We start from the raw sequence: 24,249 nt of genomic DNA, 5'->3' as shown, positions 1-24,249 counted from the left end.
TCACTCCAGCAGGGCGAGGGCCTGTGCCGCCGCGTCCTGCAGCCGGGCCCGGCCGGGGACGGCCTTGCCGACGACCCGCATGCCCTGCATCAGGACGAGCAGCATGCGGGCGAGGGCCGCGGGGTCGCGGCCGGCGGGCAGCTCGCCCTGTTCGCGGGCCCGCGTCAGCGCGGCCGTGAGCGCCGCCTCCAGGGCGAGCCAGCTCTCTTCGACGCCGCGGGCCGCGGCGGGATCGTGCGGCGCCAGCTCGACGGCGGTGTTGGTGACGAAGCAGCCGCGCCGCAGCTCGTCGTCGGCCGCCTCGTCGGCGAAGCGGGTCACCAGCCCGCGCACGGCCGGCAGGGCCGGGCCCGGGCGCGAGAGCTCCTCGGCGACGCGCGGGCTGTGCTGCTCGCTGTAGCACTGCAGCGCCTTGAGGTAGAGCTCGTGCTTGCTGCCGAACGTCGCGTACAGGCTGGCCCGGGCGATGCCCAGGTGGGCGACGAGGTCGGCCATCGACGTCGCCTCGTAGCCCCGCCGCCAGAACAGCTCGACGGCCGACTGGAGCGCGGCGTCCGGGTCGAATTCCTTGGTCCTGGCCATGAGTTGACCGTAGCGGATTCGAGAACGTTCGGTCAAGAATGAACGGTCCAGAAAGCGCGGCGCAGCACGGCCCGGCCGCGGGAGGCGGCCGGGCCGGCAGGGCGGGCGGATGCGGGGGCTACGAAGGCTACGGGCGGATGCGGATGCCGATGCGGATGCCTACGGGGCCGGCCGCATCCTGAAGTCGTACTCCTGGGGCAGCGCCTGCGCTCGCACCCGGGCGCGGATCTCCTCCGTGACGGGCCCCTCCCCCGCCGCCAGCGCTGCCTCGATCGCGTACCAGGTCTCGCCGAGGGACTCGTCGCCCTCGCGCAGGTCCTCCACCTCGAAGCCGGCTTCGAAGATCTCCCGCGCGGCCGCGGCGTCCCCCTGCGCGAGGAGCACCCGGGCCCGCAGCAGCCGGAAGCGGCCGCGCTCGCGCACGGCCGGGCGCAGGGCGTCCAGGACCGCCCCGGCGTCGTCCGCCCGGCCGGCGGCCAGCAGGGCGTCCGCCGCCTCGCGGCCGAGCGTGGCCAGGGCTGCGGTCCACGAGGCGCTCTCGCGCTGCTCCGCGCGGGCCTCGCCGAACGCCTGCAGATAGCGCTCGGCGGCGCGCTCGGGGTGGCCGTCCTCGGCGTCGGCGAAGGCCAGGCAGCGCTTGGCCCACCACAGCCCGCCCGCCGCCTCCCAGGCGCGGACGGCCTGCGAGCGGTCGCCGGTGTGCCAGCGGGCGACCCCGAGGTGGTAGGCGCCGCACAGGTCGCCGTCGCCGATGGTCTCCAGCAGCTCGCGCCAGCGGGGCGACACGAGCGAGGGCCCGGGCGGCAGGCCGCGGTCCGGCCGCGGGAACTCCCCCCGGTGCAGGAACTCCAGCCAGGGCTCCTGCTCCTCCCCCAGCGTGGCGGGCGCGAAGGGCGTGCCCGGCAGGTCGTAGTGGCCGCGCTCGGCCTCCAGCGCCCCCCAGCCGGAGCCGCAGTACAGGCTCTCCTTCGGCTCGGTGTCGGCGTACGGACGCCACGCCGCGTACGCCGCGTCCACGTCGGCGCGGGGCAGGGCCGCTTCGAGCCGGGCGGCCACCTCGCCGCGGGCCGCCGCCCAGTCGGCGCCGTGCACGGCGGCCGGGTCCGCGGCGAGCGGCCCGTAGGCCTCCAGCCAGGCGAACGCGCCGCCGGCCTCCAGCGGCACGTGCTCCAGCTGGGTGCGGGCGAGCCCGGCCTGGATCTCGGCGTAGCCGCCGGTGCCCGGCTCCGTGAGCCACTCCTGCCAGCGCCGGCCGCCGCGGCCCGAGCCCCAGACGAAGAGCTTGCGGCCGCGCAGCAGGTCGGTCGAGGTCTGGACGAGGCCGTGGCCGTCCGCGCCGAGGGAGGCGATCCAGCGGCGTTCGCTTCCGGGCACGTCGTAGAAGAAGTCGGAGGCGTGCGTGCTGCGCAAGGGGTAGGTGCGGTCGGCGCCGTCCCACTCGGGCACCGGGACCCGGCTCAGGGTGCGCTCGTAGCCGAACCGCCAGGCCGCCTCGGCGGGGGCGAGCACGCGGGTGCGCGCCTCCTCGGGGACGGCGGTGTTGGACCACCAGTAGACGGGGGCGGGCCGGTCGTGGGGGTTGCGGACGCGCACGCCGACGTAGAGGAAGTCCGATCCGTCGGGCAGCCACAGGTCGACCTGGAACGGCAGGTCGCGCAGCCGCTCCCACTCCCACAGGCGCAGCATCTCGCCGCCGTCGGGGGCGGGGACGCGGGCCGCGTGCAGCGGGGCCACGGACAGGGTCGTGTGGCCGGTCGCACCGATGTTCCATTCGATGCCGCCGGAGAACCAGGCGCCGTTGAGCGCGAAGTGGGCGGGCTGCAGGACGGGGTTGGAGTAGACCAGCTGCCGGCCCGTCGGCTTGTGCTCCAGGGAGTGCACGCGCCCCCCGAGGCCGGGCAGGACGGTGGCGCGCAGCCGGTCGTTCTCGATGACGATCGCGTCGAGGTCGGCGAGGGCGCGCTTGCGGGTGTAGTGGTCGCGGCGGCGCACGGGCAGCAGGGACCGCAGGGGCGCGTGGCCGGCCTGCCGGGCCATGTCGGGGGGCAGGGCCCTGCGCTGCTCCGCGCTGATGCGGTGGACGTCGGCGGCCGTGCGCAGGGACGGCAGCGGATCCTCCGCGCCGGGCGGGGCGGTGGGCAAGGACAGCACGGCGCGTCGGATGGTCGTGGGCACGGCAGCCTTTCTCAAGCCAGGGAGGTCGGTCCCGGGGGGCGGTCCTGGTGCTCCGGCAGCATGTCCGCGGTGATCGCCCAGCGTTCGTGGTCGCGCCACGCCCCGCCGATGAAGAGGAACTCCGGGGAGAACCCCTCCAGCCGGAAGCCGTGCCGCTTCACCAGCGCGAGCGACGCCGTGTTGCCCGGCTGGATGTTCGCCTCCAGGCGGTGCAGGCCCATCGGGCCGAAGGCGTGGCGCAGCACGAGCCCGAGGCCCTCGCTCATCAGGCCGCGGCCGGCGGCCGGCACGAACGCGCCGTAGCCGAGCGCGCCGCACTGGAAGGCGCCGCGGACGATGTTGTTGACGTTGACGAAACCCGCCGGGCGGCCGGAGTCCCGCAGGCACACGAGAAAGCCCGCCCGCTGCTCCCCGTCGAGGCGGGCGGCGTACTGCGCGAAGCCCTCCTCGGTGGTGGGCATGGACAGCCACGGGTGGTGCAGGGCCGCGCTGTCCCGGACCAGGCGGGTGAACTCCGGACCGTCCCCGGGCGTGACGGGCCGGATGGCGACGCGCGCCCCCTCGGCGAGGGGCCGCGCGTCGGTCGTCTCGTGGTCGGGCACGGCTTCATCGTACGGTCCGGCCCGCTCCGGGAGCAGGAGCCGCGATCACACCACCACCGGACGGAGGTCGGGGCCGACGACGTGCGAGGGGGGCGGCGGCCCGGCCTCGTCGTGGAAGAAGTGCGCGCCGTACCAGACGACGAGGTCCTGTCCGTCCACCGACTCGCCGCTCACGAAGTTCCCGATGTGGGCGCGGGTGTCGGAGGGGCGTCCGTCGTCGATCTCGGTGCCCCGGTAGCGCACCACCCACAGGTCGGCCACGCCGTAGGCGTCCGCCGTGCCGTCGTTCGCGCCCGGCACCAGGGCGTAGCCGCGGCCCGTCGCGGGGGCGACGACGCGCCACTGCCGGTGGCGCGCGGGGTCGCGGGTGCGCTGGGTCTCCAGGAGGACGGGCGTCCAGCCGGTGCCGTCGTTGAACTCGTCCACCCGGTTGGCCGTCGTGCCGCCGACGTCCGGGTCGAACCGCCAGTACACGTGGTGCGTGTGGGCCAGGCAGGTGCACGGGTTGGTGACGGCGGCGAAGCCGAAGCGCGGCCGGATCACCCCGTCGTCGGCGAGCCGCCACTCGGTGACGTAGCGGTACCAGCCGGCGGCGAGTTCGCTGACGATGCGCAGCACGGAGCCGTCGTGGAAGAACGCGACGCCGCGGAAGTTGCCCCGGTCGCTGTGGGTGTCGAGGATCGTGCGCGGCGCCGAGGTGCACAGCCGGTAGCCCGGGCCGACCGGGTCGGAGCCGGTCGCCTCGAAGCAGACCTCCTCGTTCGCCCAGTCGCGGAAGGGCCCGCACCGGTCGTTGGTGTAGCGCACGTTGAGGATGGGCGCGTGGGCCTGGAAGAGGACGCGTTCGCCCTGGTAGTCGACGAAGCGCAGCTCCGCGCCGGAGCCGTTGACGCCGGAGGAGGTCCTGGGCCGGTTGACCACCAGGTTCCACAGCTCGGTGGTGCCGCGGCGCACCCTGACCCGGACGGCCCGCGGGCCGCCGGCCGGGTCGGCGCAGTCGTCGGCGGGCGGGACGGTCACGCAGTCCAGTTCGGAAGGGGCGGACACCCCCGCGGGCGCGGGGATCACCGTGCCGTCCTTCGTCCGGACGCCCACGATGCGGTGCTTGACGGCGCCGCCGGGGGTGCGCAGGCCGACGGTGACGACGCGGTCCACGGTGCCGTCGGCGTGGGTGACGTCGGCGAGCGGCGGCATCGGCCGGTATGCGAGGGCGCCGTCGGCCGCCAGCTGCGGCCCGAACTCCGCGTGCGCGCGGACGGCTTCGACGGCCCGGTCGAACTCCTCGCGGTCGGGCAGCGGCCGGAAGGGCACCGCGCGGGCGCTCGCCCCCGCCAGGTCGTCGAGCCGGCCGGTGACCTCGACGGAGCGGTAGGCGTCCGGGTCGTGGACGACGGCGCGGAACGGGGCGTCGGTGCCGGGGTCCCGCTCCAGGAGCCGGAAGTCGGCGACGCACAGCCGGGATCCGGAGATCCGCTCGCGGACGGCGGGGAGGGCGACGAGGTCACCGGCGAGGGACGCGGCCGTCGCGGTGCCCTCCTGGTACGGTTCGATGCTGATCGTGACGGGGTCGGGCACGGGAGCCCCCTCTGCCTGCTGCGGCCTGACGCGCGCACCGGCTGTCACCGCGCGCTGGATGCCCCAGCGTGCCCGCGAACCGGACAAGCGGGGCATCCACCACACGAGGGGCGCGGGGGGTACTTACGGGGCGCGTCAGTGCAAGAGCCGTGGCACAGGGAACGGGCCTACGGCAGCGCGCAGTTCACCCAGGCGCACCGGGCGCCCCACTGCCCCCGGGCGTCAGCCAGTCCGCGGAAGCGGCTTCGCCTCCGCACGCCCCCGCCGTACCCACCATGGCTCCCTGCACTCGATCACATCTTCCTCCGTAGCTTGTGGATCCGGAGCTTCCGCATCCTTCGGGAAGCCGCCCACAGCTTCACGACACAGGAGGTCGGCATGAAGCGCACCATGATCCTCGCCATGGCGGCAGTCGCAGCGCTCACCGGTGGTGTGGTCACCACCGCCACGGCGGAGAACGCCCCCGGCGACAAGCCCACCGCCGCGGCGGACAAGGCCCGGGAGTTCGCCGAGGACGGGCCCGAGGTCGGCGGCTTCGATCCGGTGGAGGGCCCCGCCGTGACCGTGGCACCGCAGGGAAACGGCCGCGCCTTCGTGTCCTGCCCGGCCGGCCGGGTGCCCAGTGGCGGCGGCGGGAAGACCAACGCCTTCCGCATCTTCTTCACCGACTCCTTCCAGGAGGGCAGCGGCTGGGTGGTCCGCGGCACGAACACCAACCCCGTCGGAGGAGCCTCCGAGACGATCAGAGCGGTCGTGACCTGCACCACGCCGCGCTGACCCTCCGGCACCGCCCCCGGCACGGAGCCCCCTGATGATGAGCCCGGCGGCCCCCCGCCGGGCTCATCCGCAATCCGCCGGCACCGGCGTCAGCTTCACCGTCTTGTCCTCGCTGCCGCTGGCCAGCCAGCGGCCGTCGGGGCCGAACGCCACGCAGAAGACGGTGTGGTGGTGCTGCACGCGCAGCGCCCGCGTGCCGTCCGCGACGGCCCACACGCCCGCCGTGCGGTCCGCGGAGGCGGTGGCGAGCCACCGCCCGCAGGGGCTGAACGCCACGTCCTTCACAGCGTCCCCGTGCCGCACGAGCAGCAGCTGATGGCCACTGCCCGCGTCCCACACGCGCACGCAGCCGTCGTCGCCGGCCGTGGCCAGCCGGGCGCCGCCGGGGCCGAACGCGACGGCCTTGACCGGGTGGTCGTGGCGCAGGCGCAGCAGCGCGTCGCCGCCGGGCGACCACACCCGTACGGAGCGGTCGGCCGAGGCGGAAGCGAGGCGCGTGCCGTCCGGGGCGAAGGCGACGTCCGTGACGACCTGGTCGTGGGTGATGCGCAGCATGGGCTCGCCGCTGGTGGAGTCCCACAGCCGCACCGTGCGGTCGGCGGAGGCGGAGGCGACGCGGAAACCGTCGGGGCTGAAGGCCACGCCGAAGACGACGTGGTCGTGGCGCAGGCGCAGCAGTTCCTCGCCGTTGGAGGAGGCCCAGACGCGGACGGTGTTGTCGGCGCCCCCGGTGACCAGGCGGCGGCCCCCGGGGCTGAACGCGGCGGCGAAGACGGACGAGAGCCAGCCGCCCACCGGCTGCTCCCAGACCCGGTTGCCGGTCAGGGCGTCCCACACCCGGACCCGGTTGCGGGAGCCGGTGGCCAGCCGTCTGCCGTCGGGGTGGAAAGCGAGGGCGTGCACCCACTGGCGGGTGTCGAGGACGCGCGAAGTGATCGCCGTACGGGGAGCCCGAGGCGGGCCGGCGGGCGGTGGCGGCGTGCCGGCGGGCGCCGCCGAGGGGCCGTCCGCCGTCCCTTCGGGCCCGTGCGGCCCCGGCGGGGCGGGGCCGGCTTCCGCCCGGGCTGCGGGCATGTCGAAGAGACGGGCGTCCCCGCCGCGCAGGTAGAGCACGGGGGTCGCCCACTCCAGGCTGTCGTCCTTGTCGACGACAAGGGCGATCCGGCCGACCCGTACGGCCTCGTCGACGGTGCGGCCCTGGGCCAGCGCCTGGTAGAAGGAGGCGGCGAAGCGGGTGGCGGCCTTGTCGGTGACGGCGAACTGCATGGCGACGACGGCCGGTACGGTGCGCACGAGCACGGCGGCCGTGCTGGAGAAGAGGTCCTCGGCGTTGCCCATGCCGCTCTGGCAGCTGTTGAGGATCACCAGCTGGGGCCGGGGCCGGGCCACGCTGAGCAGCGAGGCGAGGGCGGAGGCGTGCAGGTGGTGCTCGTGCCCGTCCGCGTCGGCCAGGGTGATCATGCCCTCGTGGCGCCGGGGGTCGTAGGCGCCGTGGCCGATGAAGTGCAGGACGTGGCAGCCGCGGAGCAGCCTGCGGGAGAGGTCGTCCGCGGTCTGGCCGGGCACCCACTCGAGGTCGGCCAGCCCCCGCTCGGTCAGCGGGCGCAGCGCGACGGCCAGGGCGGCCCGCTCGCTCTCGGCGCCCAGGGGTGCGCGGGAGCGCGGCAGCGAGGTCATCCCGAGGATCTTCAGGGGCGGTTCGGAGCGCAGGGGGGCGACGGGTTCGGGCAGGTCGACGTAGCGGACGAGGGGCTGGCGCAGGCAGAGGTAGCCGCCGGAGTCCTCGTCGTAGAGCAGCTCCCAGGGCAAGGCGGCCAGTTCGGGGGCGCGGATGCGCAGGACCACGCGCAGGGCCTCGTCGCGCTCGCCGGCCTGCCGGCGGCTGGCCGCGTACAGCCCGCGCAGGTTCCCGTCGAACACGGCGCGGAAGAGACGCTCCCCGACCTCGCGCACGGGCCGCTCCAGCCCGAGCGCCGCGGCGCGCGGCGTCACGGAGGAGGCGAGGACGGCCCGCTGGAGGTCGGCGAGGCGGGCGCCGACGGCCTCGGTGTCGAGGTCGGCGGAGAGACTCCCTTCCCCGGCCGGCGAGGAGACGGCCACCGCGTACCGCCCGCCGGGCCCGCCGCTGACCTCCAGTACGAAATCGGCGGCTCCGCGCATCACGGCTCCCGGAATTCCCGGGGAGAATTCACCATTCGCGTTTCTCGCTTTCTCAGGCGGCCGTGCCGTGCAGCGGTCCCGCCGTCATCCACCAGGCGCACAGCCGCCCGTAGGAGGAGAGCGGGGCATGGGCCTCCGCGACGATGTTCAAATCCTCGCTGGACCAGGTGAGATAGGCGTCGCCGTCGGAAGTCTCGTAGCAGGCGAGGTCGCCCACGGTCTTTCCGCCGACTTTGTACCTCTGCCGGCCGTCGAGCGGGACCGAGGGGCCGCACGCGTCGTGCGTGATCGTGGCGTTGCCCAGCAGCCTGTCGTAGGCGCCGCTCATGCTGATGTTGTCCACGAACTGGGCGTAGATCACGGGGAATCCCCCGGGCGGCGTGCAGGCGACGACGGCGACGACGGACGGCGGGAACTTGGACGTGTCACCGTCGGAGCAGCTGGGGCGGATGGCCTCGGGAACCCGGTCGAGCAGGGCGGACGCCGCACCGGTACGGGCGGGGGCCGGTGTCGTGGGCGGTGCGGGCGGCGGTGCCGGCGTGCCGGGCGGCCGGCCGGTGGAGGGCGGCGAGGACGGCGCCGCGGGCGGCGGTGCGGGCGGAGACGACGATGGCGGGGCGGGCGCCGGAGCGGTCGCCACTTCGGCCCCGGGCCGGATCCCCGGGGAATTGCCGTTCATCAGCAGGACAATGCTCGTCACCACGAGCCCGGCGCCGAGCAGGGCGGCCGTGGACCTGATCACGGGACTGATCCGGGGAAAGGAGATTTCCCGTACGGAAAAGCCGCTGCCGAGCAGGGAGATGAGGACCATGAGGCCCCCGAAGACGCATAAGATGATCGAAGCAGAGGTCGGCATGGTTCCCCCCGACGCGCGTTTGACCCTCCGCGGAACAGTCAGGCTATAGGAAATTCAGATGAATACCCTCGGGCCGTGCGCCGCTCATTCGGCCGTTCACCACTGCACGCCCCTGGAATGCGCCCCGCGCCCCGCTCAGCGCGGGGCGTTCGCGGTCGCGCCCGGGACCGCGACCGCGATGGCCGCCGCGTACCCCGGCGCGGCGGGGACGTCCTCCAGCGCCCATCCGGGCGGCGAGGCGGGGACGGGCCCGGTGCCGACGTAGGTCACCGACGGGTTCTCCGACAGGCCCGTGCCGGTGCCCTTCAGGTAGGCCTCCTTGCGCGTCCAGCAGCGCGCGAAGGCCTCCGGCAGCCGCGGCGCGGGCAGCGCGGCCAGCTCCGCGGTCTCGGCCGGGTGCAGGACGCCCGCCAGCTCCCGGGCCGTCCCGGCCGGTTGCACCTCTTCCACATCCGCGCCGACGGGCGTGTCCGCGAAGGCGACGAGCGCGAGGTCGCCCGCGTGCGAGAGGTTGAAGTGCAGGGAGGCGCCGGCCGCGGCCGGGCGGCCGTGCGGCCCGCCGCAGCCGGGGCACGGCTCGCGCACGAGGGCGACCGCGGCCGGGTCCGTGCCCAGGTAGGCGCCGAGGAGCAGCCGCAGCCCGGTGTGGGAGGCGACGTAGCGCTCGCGGTGCAGGTCGCGTACGAACGCCGCGGCGCGGGCCCGTTCCCCGGCGTCGAGGATCCCCTGCGGGTCCCGCACGGGAGTGGGCAGGGGGCCGTCGGTGCGCAGGAGCCACACCTGCGGCGGGCCGGGGGTCCACACCCCGGGAAGGGGGTCCTCGCCGAGGATCCGGGGGATCCGTGGCGCGGTGCCCGGCCCGTCGCTCACGCGCATCAGCTCTCCCCCAGGTGGCGGGTCACCGCCTCGGCGACCTCCGCGGCCGGCCCCGGCTGCGTCATGTGCGCGTGCGGGCAGGCGACATCGCGGTTGATCACCCTACCCGTGACGTAGGGCCGCCATGCCTCCCGCGTCATGGAACCCCCGGCCGCAGCGCCCGGGGCGGGCACGGCAGCCGTTCCCGTGGCCGTTCCCGTGGCCGTGAAGAACAGGACGTCGCCGTCGAAGACGCGGTGCGGGTGCCGCCCGGCGAGGTCCGTCGTGCCGAGCGCGACGTCCACGACCGCCTGCAGGGTGCGGGGGGTCAGCGCGGCGAACGCGCCGCCGTCGGCGCGCAGCGCGGCCAGGACGCCGTCCCGGGTGAGCGGGGCGCCGTCGCCCTGCGCGCGGCCGGCCATGTCCAGCAGGGCGCCGAGGACGGCCTGTTCCTCGAACGCGGCGGCCGCGGGGTAGGCGTCGAGCAGCGCGAGCAGCTCGACCTTCTCCCCGGCTTCCTGCAGCCGTACGGCGACGGCGTGCGCGAGGACGCCCCCCGCCGACCAGCCCAGCAGGCGGTACGGGCCGTGCGGCCGGACGGTGCGGATGCGCTCCGCGTAGTCCGCGGCCATCTCTTCCAGAGTCGCCGGCAGCGGCTCACCGGGCGCGAGGGCGCGGGCCTGGAGCGCGTGGAGGGGCTGGTCGGGGCCGAGGCCGGCGAGCAGCGACGCGTAGCACCAGCCGAGGCCCGCCGCCGGGGGCAGGGCGAACAGCGGCGTACGGCTGCCGGTGGCGCGGAGCGTCAGGACGGGCTTTGGTGCCGCGCCGGCCGCACCGCCCGTGCCGGCCGCACCGGCCGTGCCGCCCAGTCTGCGGGCGAGGGCGGCCGGGGTCGGGGCGCGGAAGAGGGCGCCCATGGCGAACGGGCCCTCCTCCCCCGCGTCCGCGCCGCCGGTGACGCCGGCGCCGTCGCCGAAGACGTCCCGGATGCGGGCGACGAGCCGGGCCGCGAGCAGCGACGTGCCGCCGAGGGCGAAGAAGCTGTCGTCGACGCCGACGTGGGGCAGCCCGAGGACTTCTGCGAACAGGCGCGTCAGGGTCTCCTCGCGCGGCCCGGCGGGAGCCCGCCCGCAGGTGTCCGCCTGCGGATCCGGCGCGGGGAGCGCCGCACGGTCCAGCTTGCCGTTGGGGCCCGTGGGGAAGGCGTCCAGGACCACGACGGCGCTCGGCACCATGGCCTCGGGCAGCTGCGCGGCCAGCGCCTCGCGCAGGGCGTCCGGGGCGGGCCGGGAGGGGGTGCCGGCCTCGGCGGCGGCATCCGCCGAGACCGGAGTCACGTAGGCGACCAGGCGGCGGTCGCCGGGCCGGTCCTCGCGGACGACGGCGCATGCCGCCTGGACGCGGGGGTCGGCCTGCAGGACGGCTTCGACGCCGTCGGGTTCGATGCGGCGCCCGTGCAGCTTGACCTGGCGGTCGGTGCGGCCGAGGTACTCGGCCTCGCCGTCCTCCCGCCAGCGGGCGAGGTCGCCCGTGCGGTACATGCGGGAGCCGGGCCCCGCGAAGGGGTCGTCCACGAACCGTTCCGCCGTCAGGTCCGGCCGCCCGAGGTAGCCGTCGGCGAGCTGGGCGCCCGCAAGGTAGAGCTCGCCGGGGACGCCGGGCGGGCAGGGCTGCAGGGCCGCGTCGAGGATGTAGAGGCGGGTGTTCCAGGCGGGCCGCCCGATGGGGACGGGCCCGGTCTCCCCCGGCCGGCAGGTGTGGTGGGTGACGTCGACGGCCGCCTCGGTCGGGCCGTAGAGGTTGTGCAGGGCGGTGCCGGGCAGCAGCCGGTGGCAGTCCTCGGCCGTGGCGCGCGGCAGCACCTCGCCGCTGCTGAAGACGTGCCGCAGGCCGGTGCACGCGCCCGCGCCGGGCTCGGCGAGGAAGAGCTGCAGCACCGAGGGCACGAAGTGGGTGACGGTGACGCCCTGTTCGCGGATGGTGCGGGCGAGCTCCGCGGGGTCGCGGTGGGCTTCGGGCCCGGCCAGGACGAGGGTGGCGCCCTCGCGCAGCGGCCAGAACAGCTCCCACACCGAGACGTCGAAGCCGGTGGGGGTCTTGTGCAGGACGCGGTCGCCGGGGATGAGCGGGTACTGCGCCTGCATCCAGCGCAGGCGGTTGTCGACGGCGGAGTGCGGGACGACGACGCCCTTGGGCGCCCCGGTGGTGCCGGAGGTGTGCAGGACGTACGCGGGGTGCTGAGGCGTCAGGGCCCGGCCCGGGTCGGTGGGCAGCTGTGCGGCCAGCGTCTCGGCGAGCGCGGGGGCGTCGAGCACGACGACGGGCGCGGTGCCGGCCGGCAGGGCGGTGGATCCGGCGCGGTCGGTCAGGACGCACACGGGTGCGGCGGCGGCCAGCGTCTCGCGCAGGCGCGCGGCCGGGTCGGCGGTGTCGAGCGGCACGTACGCGCCGCCCGCCTTGAGGACGGCGAGGAGGGCCACGACGAGGTCGGTGGAGCGCGGCAGGGCGACGGCGGCGAGGGTGCCCGGGGCGACGCCCAGCGTGCGCAGGTGGCGCGCGAGGCGGTTGGCGCGGGCGTTGAGCGCGGCGTAGGTGAGGCTCTGCTCGCCGTCGACGAGCGCGGTGGCGTGCGGGGTGCGGGCGGCGCGGGCCTCCACGGGACCGATGAGGGTGGTGGGCGGCACCTCGGTCGCGGTGTCGTTGAACTCCGTGAGGACCTGCTCGCGCTCGGCGTCGGTGGCCAGCGGGAGGCCGCCGAGGGGCAGGTGCGGGTCGCGTTCGGCGAGGCGGGTCAGCAGGTCCAGGAAGCGGGCCTGGTGCGCGGCGAGTTCGTCCTGGCCGTAGCGGGCGGGGTTGGCGTCGTAGTCGATGCGCAGGCCGCTGCCGTCGGCGCGGTCGTAGATGCCGACGGTGAGGTCGTCGACGGGGCCGGGGGCGAGGTTGTGCGCGTCGGAGCGGGCGCCGGCGAAGGTCAGCCCGTAGTCGAACGGCATGACGTTGACGAGCGGGCCGGTCAGCGGCCGGCCCTCGCCGAGGAGGCCGAGGTCGCGGCGGATGTCCTCGTAGCGGTAGCGCTGGTGGCGGCGGGCGGCCCGGATGCCGAGGACGGCCTGGTGGACGAGTTCGGCGAAGGTCGTGCCGGGGGTGACGGCCAGGCGCAGCGGCAGCACGTTCATGACCATGCCGGGGACGCGCAGGGCGACGGAGCCCATGCGGCCCATCATGGGCAGGCCGAGGACGACGTCCTCGCTGCGGGTGGCGCGGGCGACGTAGAGCGCCTGGGCGGCGAAGAGGACGTCGGTCCAGGTGGCCCGGACGGAGGCGGCCAGCCGGCGCAGCCTGGCGGTCGCCTCGGGCGCGAGGTGCGCGGTGACGCGCAGGTGGGTGCGCGAGGGCAGGGCGGGGCGCGCGGCGGGGCCCGCGGAGGCGAGGGTCGGCGCCTCGGGGCGGTCGGCGAAGACGGTCAGCCAGTGGGCGCGGTCGCGGGTGCGGGTCGCGGAGTCGCGGTAGGCGGCGTCCTCGGCGACGAGGTCGGCGAGCCGGCCGAAGGGGCTCGGGGCGGGGTCCTCGCCGGTGGCCAGGGCCGTGTAGAGCTCGGCGACGCGGCGGGCGACGAGGGAGTAGCCGTAGCCGTCGAGGACGGCGTGGTGGACGCGCTGGTACCACAGCCAGCGCTCGTCGCCGACGCGCAGGAGGGCGTGGGAGAAGAGCGGGCCGCGGGCGAGGTCGAAGGGCTCGGCGAGGTCGGCGCGCATCCAGGTGAGGGCGCTCGCGTCCGGGTCGCGCGTGTCGCGCAGGTCGGCGGTGTGCAGCGGGAAGCCGTGGCCGGGGGCCTCGACGGCGATGGGCAGCTGGCGCGGGCCGCCGGGGGCGTCGGCGATCGCCACGCGCAGGGCGTCGGCCTCGCCGACGGTGCGGTGCAGGGCCTCGGCGAAGCGCGCGGGGTCGATGTCGCCGTGGATCTCGAGGTATTCGGCGGTGCCGAGGGCGGGGCTGCCCGGGTCGAGGGCCTGGGCGAACCACATGCCCGACTGGGCGGCGGTCAGGGGGAGCCCCTCCGGCGCGGGGGACCGTCCCGCGCCGGAGGTGCCGGTCAGGGGGCGGGCCCCCGCCCGGTCGAGGGTGCGGGCGTTCACGTCCCAGCCCCCAGCAGCGGTGCCCACTGCTCTATGGCCGGCTGCTCGGCGAGGGCCACGAAGGTGACCTCGGTGCCGTGGTCGCGGCGCCAGCGCTCGACGAGGGTCATGATGCGCACGGAGTCGAGCCCGTAGTCGACGAGGTTCTCGTCGTCGGGGATGTCGGCGGGGTCCTCGCCGAGCACGTCGGCGACGTCGGCCCGGATCTGTTCGAGGGTGAGTGCCATGGGTGTTACGCCCCTTCGAAGAGCCGGTCGGTGGTGGTCACTACGGCGCACTTGGCGGCTGCCCAGCGCAGCGCCATGGCGTGGTCCTCGGCCGAGAAGTCGGCGACGGCGTCGGCGACGAGGAAGGGCCGGATGTCGCGCATCCAGGCGTCGCAGGCGCTCATCATGACGCCGATGTGCGCGTACACGCCGACGATGACCAGCTGGTCGCGGCCCTGGGCGGCCATCCGCTCCGCGAGGTCGGTGCGCACGAAGGCGCTGTACTTCCACTTGGTCAGGACGGTGTCGGCGGCCGTCGGCGCGACGGCGTCGGCGATGGCCTTCGCGCGCTCGTCGTCGGGCAGGCCCGGGCCCCAGAAGTCCTGCTGCAGGCCGCGCTCGGCGGCGCTCTGGCCGCCGGGCTGGGCGGAGTAGACGACGGGGACGCCGAGGCGCTCGCAGTCCTTCTTCACCGCGGCGACGTTGGCGAGCAGCTCCGTGACGGGCGAGGCGCCGGTCTCGAACGCGTCGAGGAAGTAGTTCTGCAGGTCGTGCACGAGCAGCACCGCGCGGCTCGGGTCGACGGTCCAGCCGACCTTGTTCGCGGGCAGGTCGGCCTCCCGCGGCATGGGGTACGGGGCGATGGCAGGCAGTGCCATGGTGGTCGGTGAGCCTTTCTCGGTTCTCGGCGTTTTCAGCGCGTCGCTGCTGCGGCGACCTGTGCGGCGATGGCCGCGCGGAGGTCCTTCTTCGACACCTTGCCGATGCCCGTCTGCGGGAACTCCGTCACGAACTCCACCCGGTCGGGGACCTTGAAGGCGGCGAGGCCGCGCTCGCGGACGAACTTCTTGATGGCGATCGACTTCACGGGTTCCGCGCCCTCGCGCAGGACCACGTAGGCGCAGGTGCGCTCGCCCAGGTAGGCGTCGGGCATGGAGACGACGGCGGCGTCGTGTACGGCCGGGTGGGCGAGGATGTGGTTCTCGATCTCCTCGGCGGCGACCTTCTCGCCGCCGCGGTTGATCTGGTCCTTGGCCCGGCCCTCGACCACCAGGTGGCCCGTCTCCGTCATCCGGACGACGTCGCCGGTGCGGTAGAAGCCGTCGGCGGTGAAGGCCGTGGCGTTGTGCTCGGGGGCCCGCCAGTAGCCGCGGATGGTGTACGGGCCGCGGGTGAGCAGGTGGCCGGTCTCCCCCACGGGCAGGTCGTTGTCCTCGTCGTCGACGATGCGGACCTCGTCGTCGGGCGAGATGGGGCGGCCCTGGGTGGTGACGATCGTGTCCTCGGGGTCGTCCAGCCGGGTGTAGTTCACCAGGCCCTCCGCCATGCCGAAGACCTGCTGGAGGGTGCAGCCGAGGGCCGGGCGCACCCGGCGCGCCGCCTCCTCGCTGAACTTCGCGCCGCCCACCAGCAGGACCTGAAGGCTGCTCAGGTCGTGCGGGGTCCCGGCCGCGGCCTCGGTCCACACCAGCGCGAGCGGGGGCACCAGGCCGGTGATCGTGACGCCTTCGGCGGCGATCAGCGGGAAGGCCACGTCCGGGCTGGGGCGGGGGGCGAGGACGACGCGGGCGCCGGCGTAGAGCGCGCCGAGCGTGCCCGGGGAGCTGAGCGGGAAGTTGTGGGCGGCGGGCAGCGCGCACAGGTAGACGCTGTTCTCGTCCACGCCGCAGATCTCGTTGGAGCCCCACAGCGAGTAGATGTAGTCGTCGTGGGTGCGCGGGATGAGCTTGGGCACGCCCGTGGAGCCGCCGGAGAGCTGGAGGAAGGCCAGCTCGTGCGGGGCGGGGGCGCCGGGGACGGCCACCGGCTCGGTGGGGACGTCGGCCAGCGCGGTGTGCTCGCCGGGCTCGCCCACGACGAGGACGTGCTTGAGGCCGGGGACCTCGGCGCGGACCTTCGTGGCCAGCTCGCGGTAGTCGTAGCCCTCGCTGACGTCGGCGATGACGTAGGCGGCGGCCTCGGTGAAGGCGCAGAAGTGGCGGATCTCGGTCTCGCGGTGGGCGGGCAGCGCGAAGACGGGCAGGGCGCCGATGCGGAAGAGCGCGAAGATCACCTCGAAGAACTCGGCGACGTTCGGCAGCTGGACGACGACGCGGTCGCCCTTGCCGATGCCGCGGGCGAGGAGGCCTGCGGCCAGCCGGTCGGCGCGCAGGTCGAGCTCGCCGTACGTCCAGCGCCTGGTCTCCCCCTGCGGCGTCCCCGCGGGGTCCACGATCGCGATCCGGTCCGGGTGCGCCTGCGCGCGCTCGCGCAGCATCTGCCCGAACGTTTCTCCTCGCCAGTAGCCCGCCGCGCGGTAGCGCTCGGCGAACTCGGCCGGATAACCCGGAGCGTCGGTCGTCTCGGTCACTGGTCAACCCCCACGGCCTGCAGGAACGTCTGGAACTTGGCGCCGGTCTCGGCCGTCTCGGCCTCCGGCGAGGACTGCGCGACCACACCCGCCCCGGCGTAGAGCCGCAGCATGCGCTCCTCCGCCTCGGCACAGCGGATGGTGACGACCCATTCGCCGTCGCCGTTCGCGTCGCCCCAGCCGACCATGCCGGTGAAGAAGCCGCGGTCGAAGGGCTCCAGCTCGCCGATGACGTCGCGCGCGGTGGTGGTCGGGGTGCCGCAGACGGCGGGCGTGGGGTGCAGCGCGGAGGCCAGCTCCAGCGCGGAGACCGCCGGGTCGGCCGGCTCGCCGGTGACGGTGGTCGACAGGTGCCACATGGCGGCGGTGCGCACCAGCGTGGGCCGTTCGGGCACGTGCAGGCTGCGGCAGTACGGGGCGAGGGCCTCGCGGACGGCGTCCACGACGACGGCGTGCTCGTGCAGGTCCTTCTCCGACTGCAGGAGGGCGGCGGCGCGGCGCACGTCCTCGGCGAGGTCGGCGCTGCGCGGCGTGGAGCCGGCCAGCGGGTTGGCGACGAGGGTGCCGCCGCGCCGGGAGACCAGCAGTTCGGGGCTCGCGCCGAGCAGGGTGCGGCCGGGGCCGGTGGGCAGGGCGAAGGTGTAGCCGGTTGGGTCGCGGCGGGCGAGGCGCTGCAGCAGGGCGGGCAGGTCGAGGTCGCGGTCGGAGGAGAGCTCCAGGGTGCGGGCGAGGACGACCTTGGCGAAGTCGCCGCGCTGCATGCGGGCGACGGCCTCGGCGACCGCCGCGCCGTAGCCGGTGGGCTCGGGCACGGGCCGGACGTCCCAGCGGGCCGCGCCGGGGGCGGTGGCGGGCAGGGCGATCAGCGGGTCCTCGGAGAGCGGCGGGGCCCAGCGGACGGCCTCGGGAACGGCCAGCGCGGCGGGCGCGCCCTGGTCGAAGGGGACCGCGCCGACGACGACCGGCGCCTGGTCGCCGGCCAGCAGGCGGGCATCGAGCGTCTCCGCGACGCGCTGCGCCACGGAGGCGGTGCCGTGCGGCACTTCGGCGCGGACGCCGTGGGCGAGGAGGGTGCGGGTGGGCGAGGCGAAGAACCGGGCGCGGCCCGGCTCGTAGGCGTCGAGGAGCGAGGTGGCGGCGCCGACGGTGTCGGCGGGCCGCCCGCCGGTGCGAGGACCGCCCGTGCGGGCGTTTGGCCCGCTCGGCCGGTCGGCGACGTGGTGAGCCGTGGTCACCTGCTGCTCCTTCTTCGTTCCGGTGGATCGCACCGGGTGTGTGCTGGGTGGTCCTGCTGCCGGCCGGCGCCCGGTGGGGTGGCCCGGGCGGGCGACCGTGGGCGGCCGGGCGGCTTGCCCGGCCGTGGGCGCGGTGGCGGTGTCTGAAGCCTCGGCGGCCGTCGCGGCGGGCCGCGTCCGCGCGCCCGGCGGGGCCCGGGCGCGGGACGGCGGGGCCGTCCGACGCGCCGTCAGGCGCGAAGCGTCGCGCCTCCGTCGACGTACAGGTCGTGCATCGTGATGTGCCGCGCGCGGTCGGAGACGAGGAAGGCCACGGCGTCGGCGATGTCGGAGGGCTCGGCGATCCGCCCGAGGGGGATGCCGACGCGGTACGACCCGGGGTCGCCGTCGATGACGCGCTGGGGCGCCTGCTCGTCGGCCCACAGCCCGCGCTGCATGGCGGTGTCGGTGGAGCCGGGCGAGACGACGTTGCAGCGGACGCCGCTGCGGGCGAGCTCCAGCCCGAGGCACTTGGTGAACATGGTGGCGGCGGCCTTGGAGGCGGCGTACGCGGCCATGCTGGTGCGCGGCACGCCGGCGGCGTTGGAGCCGACGGTGACGATGCAGCCGGAGCGACGCTCCGTCATGCGGCGGGCCACGGCGCGCGAGGCGTTGAAGACGCCGGTGGAGTTCACGGCGAAGGTGCGGTGCCAGGTGTCGTCGGTGATGTCGACGACGGGCGAGGTGCGCAGCACGCCGGCGACGTTGACGAGGATGGCGAGCGGGCCGAGGGTGTCCTCGACCTCTTCGACGACGGCCTCGACGGCGGCGCTGTCGGCGACGTCGGCCGTGTGGGCGGTCACCTGGTCGCGGCCGAATTCGGCCTCCAGGTCCTTGATGCCGTCCGGGGTCCAGTCGAGGGCCGCGACGCGCGCTCCCCGGGCGACGAGGGCACGGGTCACGGCCTCGCCTATGCCCTGGCCGGCGCCGGTGACCAGCGCTATGCGGCCGGAGAGTTCTGACTGCTGCACTTGCGGTTCCCCCGATTCCCCATCTGGACTAAGGTAAGCCTTACCTTACATGACCCGCCCGGCCGGATCGAACGGCCGCACGGAGGGGGCGCCTTGCTCCATCCGTGCGCGGGGGGCGCACGAGCAAGGCTTAGGTTAGGCTAACCTCACGCTCTTGCCTATAGGGGGGTGGCCCCCGGCTGCCCGGCGGCCGCCCCCCCTTTCGGCGCGGAGGTGCCGGCCCGTCAGGTCACGAGCTCCAGGGCCGCCGTGCCCGGCGCGGCGACCCCGAAGGTCTGTGCGTACAGGGACAGTTCCGCCTCCAGCGCGCGCACGACCGTGGCCGCCCGGCGGAAGCCGTGCCCCTCGCCCTCGAAGGCGATGTACGTGTGCGGCACCCCCCGGCCGGCCATCGCCGCCAGCAGCCGCTCGCTCTGCGCGGGCGGGCAGACGGGGTCGGCGAGCCCCTGCAGCAACAGGAAGGGCGCGGAGATCCGGTCCGCCCGGTGCAGCGGCGAGCGTTCCCGGTAGCGCTCGGGCACCTCGTCCCGGGGGCCGATCAGCGAGTCCAGGTAGCGCGATTCGAAGTCGTGCGTGCCGCCCTCCGCCGTCCAAGCCTCCGGGTCCAGCACCGGGTAGAGGATGGTGCCGCAGGCGTAGAGCGAGGTGGCGGCGAGCGAGGCCGCCGCCGTCCAGCCGCCCGCGCTGCCGCCGCGGATCGCGATCCGGGCCGGGTCGGCGAGGCCCTCGCGGGCCAGGGCCGCGGCCACCGCCGCGCAGTCCTCGACGTCCACCACGCCCCACTGCCCCCGCAACCGCTCGCGGTAGGCGCGCCCGTACCCCGTCGAGCCGCCGTAGTCGACCTCGGCGACGCCGATGCCGCGGGAGGTGAAGAAGGCGGTCGCCAGGTCGAGCACGAGGGGCGAGCGGGCGGTCGGGCCGCCGTGCGCCCACACCACGTACGGCGGCAGCTCCCCGTCCGGGGCGGTGTGGCCGGGGTTGCGCGGCGGGTGGAGGTGGGCGTGCACCTCGCGCCCGTCCGGGCCCTCGAAGGTGCGCGTCAGCGGCCGGGGGCAGTAGGCCGGATCCACCCGGTCGGCATGGCGGGCGCCGACGGCCCGGGCCCGGCCCGTGCAGACGTCGAGCTCGACGACCTCGTACGCGCTGTGCGGGCTCGCGGCGACCCCCACGGCGCGGGTGCCGGTCACGGCCAGGGTCGGCGCCCACTCCGTCCACGGCCCGGCGACGTCCGCGATCTCCCCGGTGCGGGGGTCGAGGACGCCGAGGACGGCGGCGCCGCGGCCGTGGACCGCGGCGACGAGCCCGCCCGGCAGCGGCGCGAACCAGCGCATGCCCACGCGCCACAGCGCTCCCGCGAACTCCTCCTCGCGGCGGCACATCGCCGTGCTCTCCCCCGTCGACGCGTCGACGCGGTAGAGGTTCCACCAGCCGGTGCGGTCGCTCGCCGCGATCAGCGAGCCGTCCTCGGCCCACTCCACCTGGGCCACGGACTCCGCGGGCCCGCCCATGACCGTCCGGGCTCCGGGCAGCCGGCCGTCCGCGGAGACCTGAGCGGTCTTCAGCTCGGTGCCCTCCCAGGGCATCCGGGGGTGGTCCCAGGCGATCCAGGCCGCCCGCCGGCCGTCCGGGGAGAGCCGCGGCCCGGTGACGAAGCGGTTCCGGCCCTCGGTCAGCTCGCGGACGGCCCCGCGGTCGCGCGCCGCCGAGCCGTCCAGCGGGACCGCCGCGAGGAACCGGCGCACGTCGCACGGCCCCTCACCGGTGAACTCCTCCAGTACGCACCACACCTCGCCGCGGCCGGGCAGCAGCACCGGGTCGGCCCAGCGCAGCCCGCCGCCCACCGACGACACGGGGGTCAGGGGCCGCGGGACGGCGCCCGGGACGTCGGGCTCGAAGGCGTAGAGCCGCTGGTCGGCGAAGTGGGTGAAGACCACCAGCGGGCCGCCGGAGGGGCGGGCCACCGCCGCCCACGGCAGGCCGCCGTACTCATGGACCCGGTTGCGCACGTTCCAGGGGGCGGGCAGCACCGTCTCCTCGGCCCCGCCGGCCCGCCGCCGCACCAGGGTGTAGCGGCCCTCCTCCGCCGGGCGCGGCGCGACCCACCACAGCTCGTCGCCGACCGTCCCCACGAAGTCCGGTCCACCGCCGGCCGACGCGACGAGCTCCGCGCCGACGGGGGACTGCCAGGCTCCGTACGGCGCCGTGGTCACCATGATCTGTCACGCCTCCTCGAAGCGGCCCGCGGGGCCGCGCTCCATCAGAAAGTGGTCGAGCACCCGGACGCCGAAGTGCAGCGCGTCGCAGGGCACCCGCTCGTCGACGCCGTGGAACAGCGCCTGGTAGTCGATGCCCGAGGGCAGTTTCAGCGGGGCGAACCCGTAGCAGTCGATGCCCAGCCGGGAGAACTGGCCGGCGTCGGTGCCGCCGGACATGCAGAACGGCACCACGTGCCCGCCGGGGTCGAAGTGCTCGATCGCCTCCCGCATCCGGGCGAACAGCGGGGTGGCGAGCGGGGCCTGCAGCGCCGTGCCCTGCTGGTAGTACTCCCACTCCACGTGGGGGCCGGTGAGCCGGTCCATCGTGGTGCGGAACTCCTCCTCGCCGCCCGGCACGACGCGCCCGTCGACGTGGCCGACGGCGGCCCCCGGGATGACGTTGACCTTGTACCCCGCGTCCAGCATCGTCGGGTTGGAGCTGTTGCGGACCGTCGAGGCCAGGAACCGGGACGCCGGGCCCAGCTCCTCCAGCAGCGCGTCGACGTCGAAGCCGGGCGCCGCGGGGTCGGCCTCGATGCCGTGCAGCGCGGCGGTCTCCGCGAGGGCGGCGCGCACCACCGGCGACAGCCGCACCGGCCAGCGGTGCCGGCCGATGCGGGCCAGCGCCTCGGCCAGCCGGGTAACGGCGTTGGCCTGATTGGGCTTCGAGCCGTGCCCCGCTCTGCCGCGCGCCGTGAGCTTGAGCCAGGCCGTGCCCCGCTCCCCCGCCGCCACCGGGTACAGCCGCAGCCCGCCGTCTGCGTGGAAGGTGTACGCGCCCGACTCGCCGATCGCGTACCGGCAGCCCTCGAACAGGTCCGGGTGCTCCTCGGCCAGGAAGCCGGCGCCCGTCCAGGCACGGTCCTCCTCGTCGGCGGTGAAGGCGAGCACGATGTCGCGCCGGGGCCGGGCGCCGGTGCGCGCCCAGGCCCGCACGACCGACAGGACCATGGCGTCCGTGTTCTTCATGTCGACGGCGCCACGGCCCCACACCACGCCGTCGCGGACCTCGCCCGAGAAGGGGTGCACGCTCCACTCGGCGGGATCGGCGGGGACCACGTCGAGATGGCCGTGGACGAGCAGCGCGGGCGCGCCCGGATCGGTGCCCGCCACACGGGCGACCACGTTGGTCCGCCCGGGCTCCTTCTCCAGCAGCACCGGCTCGATGCCGGCCTCGCTCAGCGCCGCGGCCACGTACTCGGCGGCGGGCCGCTCCCGGCAGTCGCCCGCGCCGCGGTTGGTCGTGTCGAGGCGGATCAGGTCGGAGGTGAAGCGCACCGCCTCCTCGAGGGCGCGCTCGTCGACCCGGACGTCCGGCCCTTCCGGACCTGTCGGCTCTTCCGTCTCCTGCGTCGTGATCTCAGCCATACTGCTCCTCCACCGCGGCCGCCACGACGGTCGTGACCGCCTTGAAGCAGCGGATGCCGTCGTACATGGTCGCCGTGGTGTACGAGACCCGGCGCTCGCCGCTGGGCACGACGCCCGGGACCACCGTCGCCGCCCCGGCCAGGTGGTCGGCGTCGAACTCGATGTCGACGGTGAACGGGCCGCCGCCGGTGACGGGCTCGTGCCGCACGGCCAGGGCCGTCGCCTCCCGGGCCGCGGCGCGGATGTCCGCGGCCGTGCGCGCGGGGGTGCGGCAGACGGCCGCGTAGCGGGAGACGCAGTCCTTCACGGCCACCGAACGGGCCAGCGGTGCATATCCCTTGGCGTCCGCACAGGTCAGGTCGTCGCCCGTCACCAACACCACGGGAACACCGTATTCCGCGACGACGAGGGAGTTGAGCAACCCCTCGCTCGCCCGCGCGCCGTCCACCCAGACGCCGGTGATGCTGTTGGCGAGGTAGGTGTGGGCCAGGACGCCCGGGGTGCCGGCGCCCGTGTGATAGCCCACGAAGGCGATCCCGTCGACATCGCCGTGCTGCACGCCCTCCACCATGCTCAGGCTCTTGTGTTTGCCGGTGAGCATCTGCGCCCGGTCGTCCAGTTCCTCCAGCAGCAGATTGCGCATGCTCCAGTGCGCTTCGTTGATGAGGACCTCGTCGGCGCCGCCGTCGAAGAAGCCGGCGACGGCCGCGTTCACGTCCGAGGTGAACAGATGGCGGCACCGCTCCCACTGCGAGGCGCCGGGCAGCACGTCGGCCGGCCAGGTGACGCCGGTGGCGCCCTCCATGTCCGCGGAGATCAGGATCTTCACCATGCATCAGTCCTACCGCAGGTGACAGGCGTCCGCACGGGTCCCGGCACAGTCCGCGCAACGGACTCACGACGGGAGCCGGCCGTCCGGCGGACGGGCGCAGCGCTCGATCACACGTTCGGCAGCTGCGGAAGGGGGACCCTCTCCCGGCTCCCCTCCGGGTCCTCTCCGACTCCTCTCCGGGCCCACCCGGCGATAGCGGAGGACACCGGCCCGCCATGGAGGAAAACCTCCATATCCGGGCGGGGGAATTACATATTCCAAGTTCTGCCGCATTTTACCACGCGCGCCGGGACGGTTGCCTCAACCCCATGAAAAACTAAAGCAGTTGACTCCGCCATTGACCTTCGCAAGTATCGGTTCCCGGCGTCGGCCGGCGCTTCCTTTCGGGCAACCGGCCCTCACACCAAGGACACTTCATGCCCACCATCGAGATATCCCGAGGGCCTGTCGAATACACCGTCCTCGAAGGCAATTCCGAAGCCGCTCCGCTCGTTCTCCTCCACGAAGGCCTGGGCTGCATCGCCATGTGGCGGCGCTTCCCCGCCCGCCTGGCGGCGGCCACCGGCCGCCGGACCGTGGTCTTCTCCCGCCACGGGCACGGCGGTTCGGGCCCCGCGCCGCGGGAGCGCACCCCCCGCTCCCTGCACGAGGAGGCCCAGGAGGTCCTCCCCGAGCTGCTCGCCCGGCTCGCCATCCACCGCCCCGTGCTCGTCGGTCACAGCGAAGGCGCCTCGATCGCCCTGCTGCACGCCGCCGCGCACCCCGTCGAAGCCGTCGTCGCCGTCGCCCCGCACCTGTTCGCCGAGCCGCAGACGCTCCGCGGCGTCGCCGCGGCCCGCGAGGCCCACGCGTCCGGGCCGCTCGCCAAGGAGCTGGCCTTCTACCACCGCGATCCGCTCACGGTGTTCCGCCGCTGGAGCGGGCTGTGGCTCTCGGAGGCCTTCCGCTGCTGGGACATCGAAGGCGATCTGGCCGGCACCACCGCCCCCGTCCTCCTCGTCCAGGGCGACCGCGACCCGTACGGCACCTTCGCCCACCTCGACGCGGCCGAGCGCGCCCTCGGCGGGCCCGTGCAGCGCCTGGAGCTGGCCGGCTGCGGCCACACCCCCCACCTCGAACGGCCCGACGACGTCGTCGACGCCGTCCAGACCTTCCTCGCCACCGCCCCCGGCCCCGCCGGGCAGCCCTCGCGCCAGGAGATCCGACCATGAGCGACCTCGACGACGTCCGCCTGGACGGCCTGCTCGCCACGTCCGCACGCCGGCACCCCTCCCG

At 75.2% G+C, this 24,249-nt stretch carries 18 protein-coding genes; 2 read left to right on the top strand and 16 right to left on the bottom strand.

The annotated features are described in order from the left end of the window. The 4 genes from ACSNOG_RS18625 to ACSNOG_RS18610 form a co-directional block, all read right to left on the bottom strand. On the bottom strand, nt 1-582 hold the full coding sequence (locus ACSNOG_RS18625) for a TetR/AcrR family transcriptional regulator (protein WP_436753774.1): 582 nt from the start codon (nt 580-582) through the stop codon (nt 1-3). 159 nt (nt 583-741) lie between these two features. Continuing rightward, entirely contained in the window at nt 742-2,757 is a 2,016-nt protein-coding gene (locus ACSNOG_RS18620) for a DUF5107 domain-containing protein (RefSeq protein WP_436753773.1), read from the bottom strand. Between the two features lie 11 nt (nt 2,758-2,768). Then, nucleotides 2,769-3,359 (bottom strand): GNAT family N-acetyltransferase, encoded by a 591-nt coding sequence (locus ACSNOG_RS18615; RefSeq protein ID WP_436753772.1) that lies wholly within the window; start codon nt 3,357-3,359, stop codon nt 2,769-2,771. A 45-nt stretch (nt 3,360-3,404) separates the two neighbouring features. Then, nucleotides 3,405-4,934 carry a hypothetical protein gene (locus ACSNOG_RS18610; RefSeq protein WP_436753771.1) on the bottom strand — a complete coding sequence of 510 codons (1,530 nt, stop codon included), beginning with the start codon at nt 4,932-4,934 and terminating at the stop codon, nt 3,405-3,407. 378 nt (nt 4,935-5,312) lie between these two features. On the opposite strand from ACSNOG_RS18610, the gene ACSNOG_RS18605 reads away from it, so the two are divergent. Next, entirely contained in the window at nt 5,313-5,711 is a 399-nt protein-coding gene (locus ACSNOG_RS18605) for a hypothetical protein (RefSeq protein WP_436753770.1), read from the top strand. A gap of 63 nt (nt 5,712-5,774) precedes the next feature. On the opposite strand, the gene ACSNOG_RS18600 is transcribed toward ACSNOG_RS18605, so the two are convergent. From ACSNOG_RS18600 to ACSNOG_RS18545, 12 genes are all read right to left on the bottom strand, one after another. After that, nucleotides 5,775-7,871 carry a CHAT domain-containing WD40 repeat protein gene (locus tag ACSNOG_RS18600; protein ID WP_436753769.1) on the bottom strand — a complete coding sequence of 699 codons (2,097 nt, stop codon included), beginning with the start codon at nt 7,869-7,871 and terminating at the stop codon, nt 5,775-5,777. Nucleotides 7,872-7,923: 52 nt separating this feature from the next. After that, complete coding sequence (locus ACSNOG_RS18595) at nt 7,924-8,613, bottom strand: hypothetical protein (protein ID WP_436753768.1); 690 nt, start codon at nt 8,611-8,613, stop codon at nt 7,924-7,926. 249 nt (nt 8,614-8,862) lie between these two features. Continuing rightward, on the bottom strand, nt 8,863-9,603 hold the full coding sequence (locus ACSNOG_RS18590; protein WP_436753767.1) for a 4'-phosphopantetheinyl transferase family protein: 741 nt from the start codon (nt 9,601-9,603) through the stop codon (nt 8,863-8,865). Continuing rightward, nucleotides 9,603-13,718: an amino acid adenylation domain-containing protein gene (locus tag ACSNOG_RS18585; RefSeq protein ID WP_436753766.1), complete on the bottom strand. Its 4,116-nt coding sequence runs from the start codon at nt 13,716-13,718 to the stop codon at nt 9,603-9,605. The genes ACSNOG_RS18590 and ACSNOG_RS18585 overlap by 1 nt, the downstream gene beginning before the upstream one ends. Further along, the gene (locus tag ACSNOG_RS18580; RefSeq protein ID WP_058042512.1) at nt 13,715-13,945 is read right to left on the bottom strand and encodes a phosphopantetheine-binding protein; all 231 of its coding nucleotides are present in this window, start codon (nt 13,943-13,945) and stop codon (nt 13,715-13,717) included. Before ACSNOG_RS18580 ends, ACSNOG_RS18585 begins: the two co-directional genes overlap by 4 nt. A 5-nt stretch (nt 13,946-13,950) precedes the next feature. Beyond that, nucleotides 13,951-14,583: an isochorismatase family protein gene (locus ACSNOG_RS18575; RefSeq protein ID WP_436753765.1), complete on the bottom strand. Its 633-nt coding sequence runs from the start codon at nt 14,581-14,583 to the stop codon at nt 13,951-13,953. A 35-nt stretch (nt 14,584-14,618) separates the two neighbouring features. Next, nucleotides 14,619-16,274 carry a (2,3-dihydroxybenzoyl)adenylate synthase gene (locus ACSNOG_RS18570; protein ID WP_436753764.1) on the bottom strand — a complete coding sequence of 552 codons (1,656 nt, stop codon included), beginning with the start codon at nt 16,272-16,274 and terminating at the stop codon, nt 14,619-14,621. Next, the gene (dhbC, locus tag ACSNOG_RS18565) at nt 16,271-17,509 is read right to left on the bottom strand and encodes an isochorismate synthase DhbC (RefSeq protein ID WP_436753763.1); all 1,239 of its coding nucleotides are present in this window, start codon (nt 17,507-17,509) and stop codon (nt 16,271-16,273) included. The genes ACSNOG_RS18570 and dhbC overlap by 4 nt, the downstream gene beginning before the upstream one ends. Before the next feature lie 230 nt (nt 17,510-17,739). After that, the gene (locus ACSNOG_RS18560; protein ID WP_436753762.1) at nt 17,740-18,519 is read right to left on the bottom strand and encodes a 2,3-dihydro-2,3-dihydroxybenzoate dehydrogenase; all 780 of its coding nucleotides are present in this window, start codon (nt 18,517-18,519) and stop codon (nt 17,740-17,742) included. A gap of 224 nt (nt 18,520-18,743) precedes the next feature. Continuing rightward, complete coding sequence (locus ACSNOG_RS18555) at nt 18,744-20,732, bottom strand: S9 family peptidase (protein ID WP_436753761.1); 1,989 nt, start codon at nt 20,730-20,732, stop codon at nt 18,744-18,746. A gap of 6 nt (nt 20,733-20,738) precedes the next feature. After that, complete coding sequence (locus ACSNOG_RS18550; RefSeq protein ID WP_436753760.1) at nt 20,739-22,142, bottom strand: M20/M25/M40 family metallo-hydrolase; 1,404 nt, start codon at nt 22,140-22,142, stop codon at nt 20,739-20,741. After that, the gene (locus ACSNOG_RS18545; protein WP_436753782.1) at nt 22,135-22,971 is read right to left on the bottom strand and encodes a M55 family metallopeptidase; all 837 of its coding nucleotides are present in this window, start codon (nt 22,969-22,971) and stop codon (nt 22,135-22,137) included. The genes ACSNOG_RS18550 and ACSNOG_RS18545 overlap by 8 nt, the downstream gene beginning before the upstream one ends. A gap of 419 nt (nt 22,972-23,390) precedes the next feature. On the opposite strand from ACSNOG_RS18545, the gene ACSNOG_RS18540 reads away from it, so the two are divergent. Next, nucleotides 23,391-24,185, top strand: coding sequence for an alpha/beta fold hydrolase (locus ACSNOG_RS18540; protein WP_436753759.1), 795 nt, complete (start codon nt 23,391-23,393; stop codon nt 24,183-24,185). Nucleotides 24,186-24,249 lie beyond the last annotated feature (64 nt).

The organism is Streptomyces sp. URMC 124 (assembly GCF_051386455.1).
GTDB lineage: Bacteria > Actinomycetota > Actinomycetes > Streptomycetales > Streptomycetaceae > Streptomyces.
This window is presented reverse-complemented; position numbering and strand designations above follow the sequence as displayed.

Bases quoted from the DNA above. Each gene is read 5' to 3' on its own strand.
- ACSNOG_RS18590 (WP_436753767.1), bottom strand. From the start codon at position 9,603: ATGCGCGTGAGCGACGGGCCGGGCACCGCGCCACGGATCCCCCGGATC.
- ACSNOG_RS18605 (WP_436753770.1), top strand. From the start codon at position 5,313: ATGAAGCGCACCATGATCCTCGCCATGGCGGCAGTCGCAGCGCTCACC.
- ACSNOG_RS18575 (WP_436753765.1), bottom strand. From the start codon at position 14,583: ATGGCACTGCCTGCCATCGCCCCGTACCCCATGCCGCGGGAGGCCGAC.
- ACSNOG_RS18600 (WP_436753769.1), bottom strand. From the start codon at position 7,871: ATGCGCGGAGCCGCCGATTTCGTACTGGAGGTCAGCGGCGGGCCCGGC.
- ACSNOG_RS18625 (WP_436753774.1), bottom strand. From the start codon at position 582: ATGGCCAGGACCAAGGAATTCGACCCGGACGCCGCGCTCCAGTCGGCC.
- ACSNOG_RS18550 (WP_436753760.1), bottom strand. From the start codon at position 22,142: ATGGCTGAGATCACGACGCAGGAGACGGAAGAGCCGACAGGTCCGGAA.
- ACSNOG_RS18580 (WP_058042512.1), bottom strand. From the start codon at position 13,945: ATGGCACTCACCCTCGAACAGATCCGGGCCGACGTCGCCGACGTGCTC.
- ACSNOG_RS18540 (WP_436753759.1), top strand. From the start codon at position 23,391: ATGCCCACCATCGAGATATCCCGAGGGCCTGTCGAATACACCGTCCTC.
- ACSNOG_RS18555 (WP_436753761.1), bottom strand. From the start codon at position 20,732: ATGGTGACCACGGCGCCGTACGGAGCCTGGCAGTCCCCCGTCGGCGCG.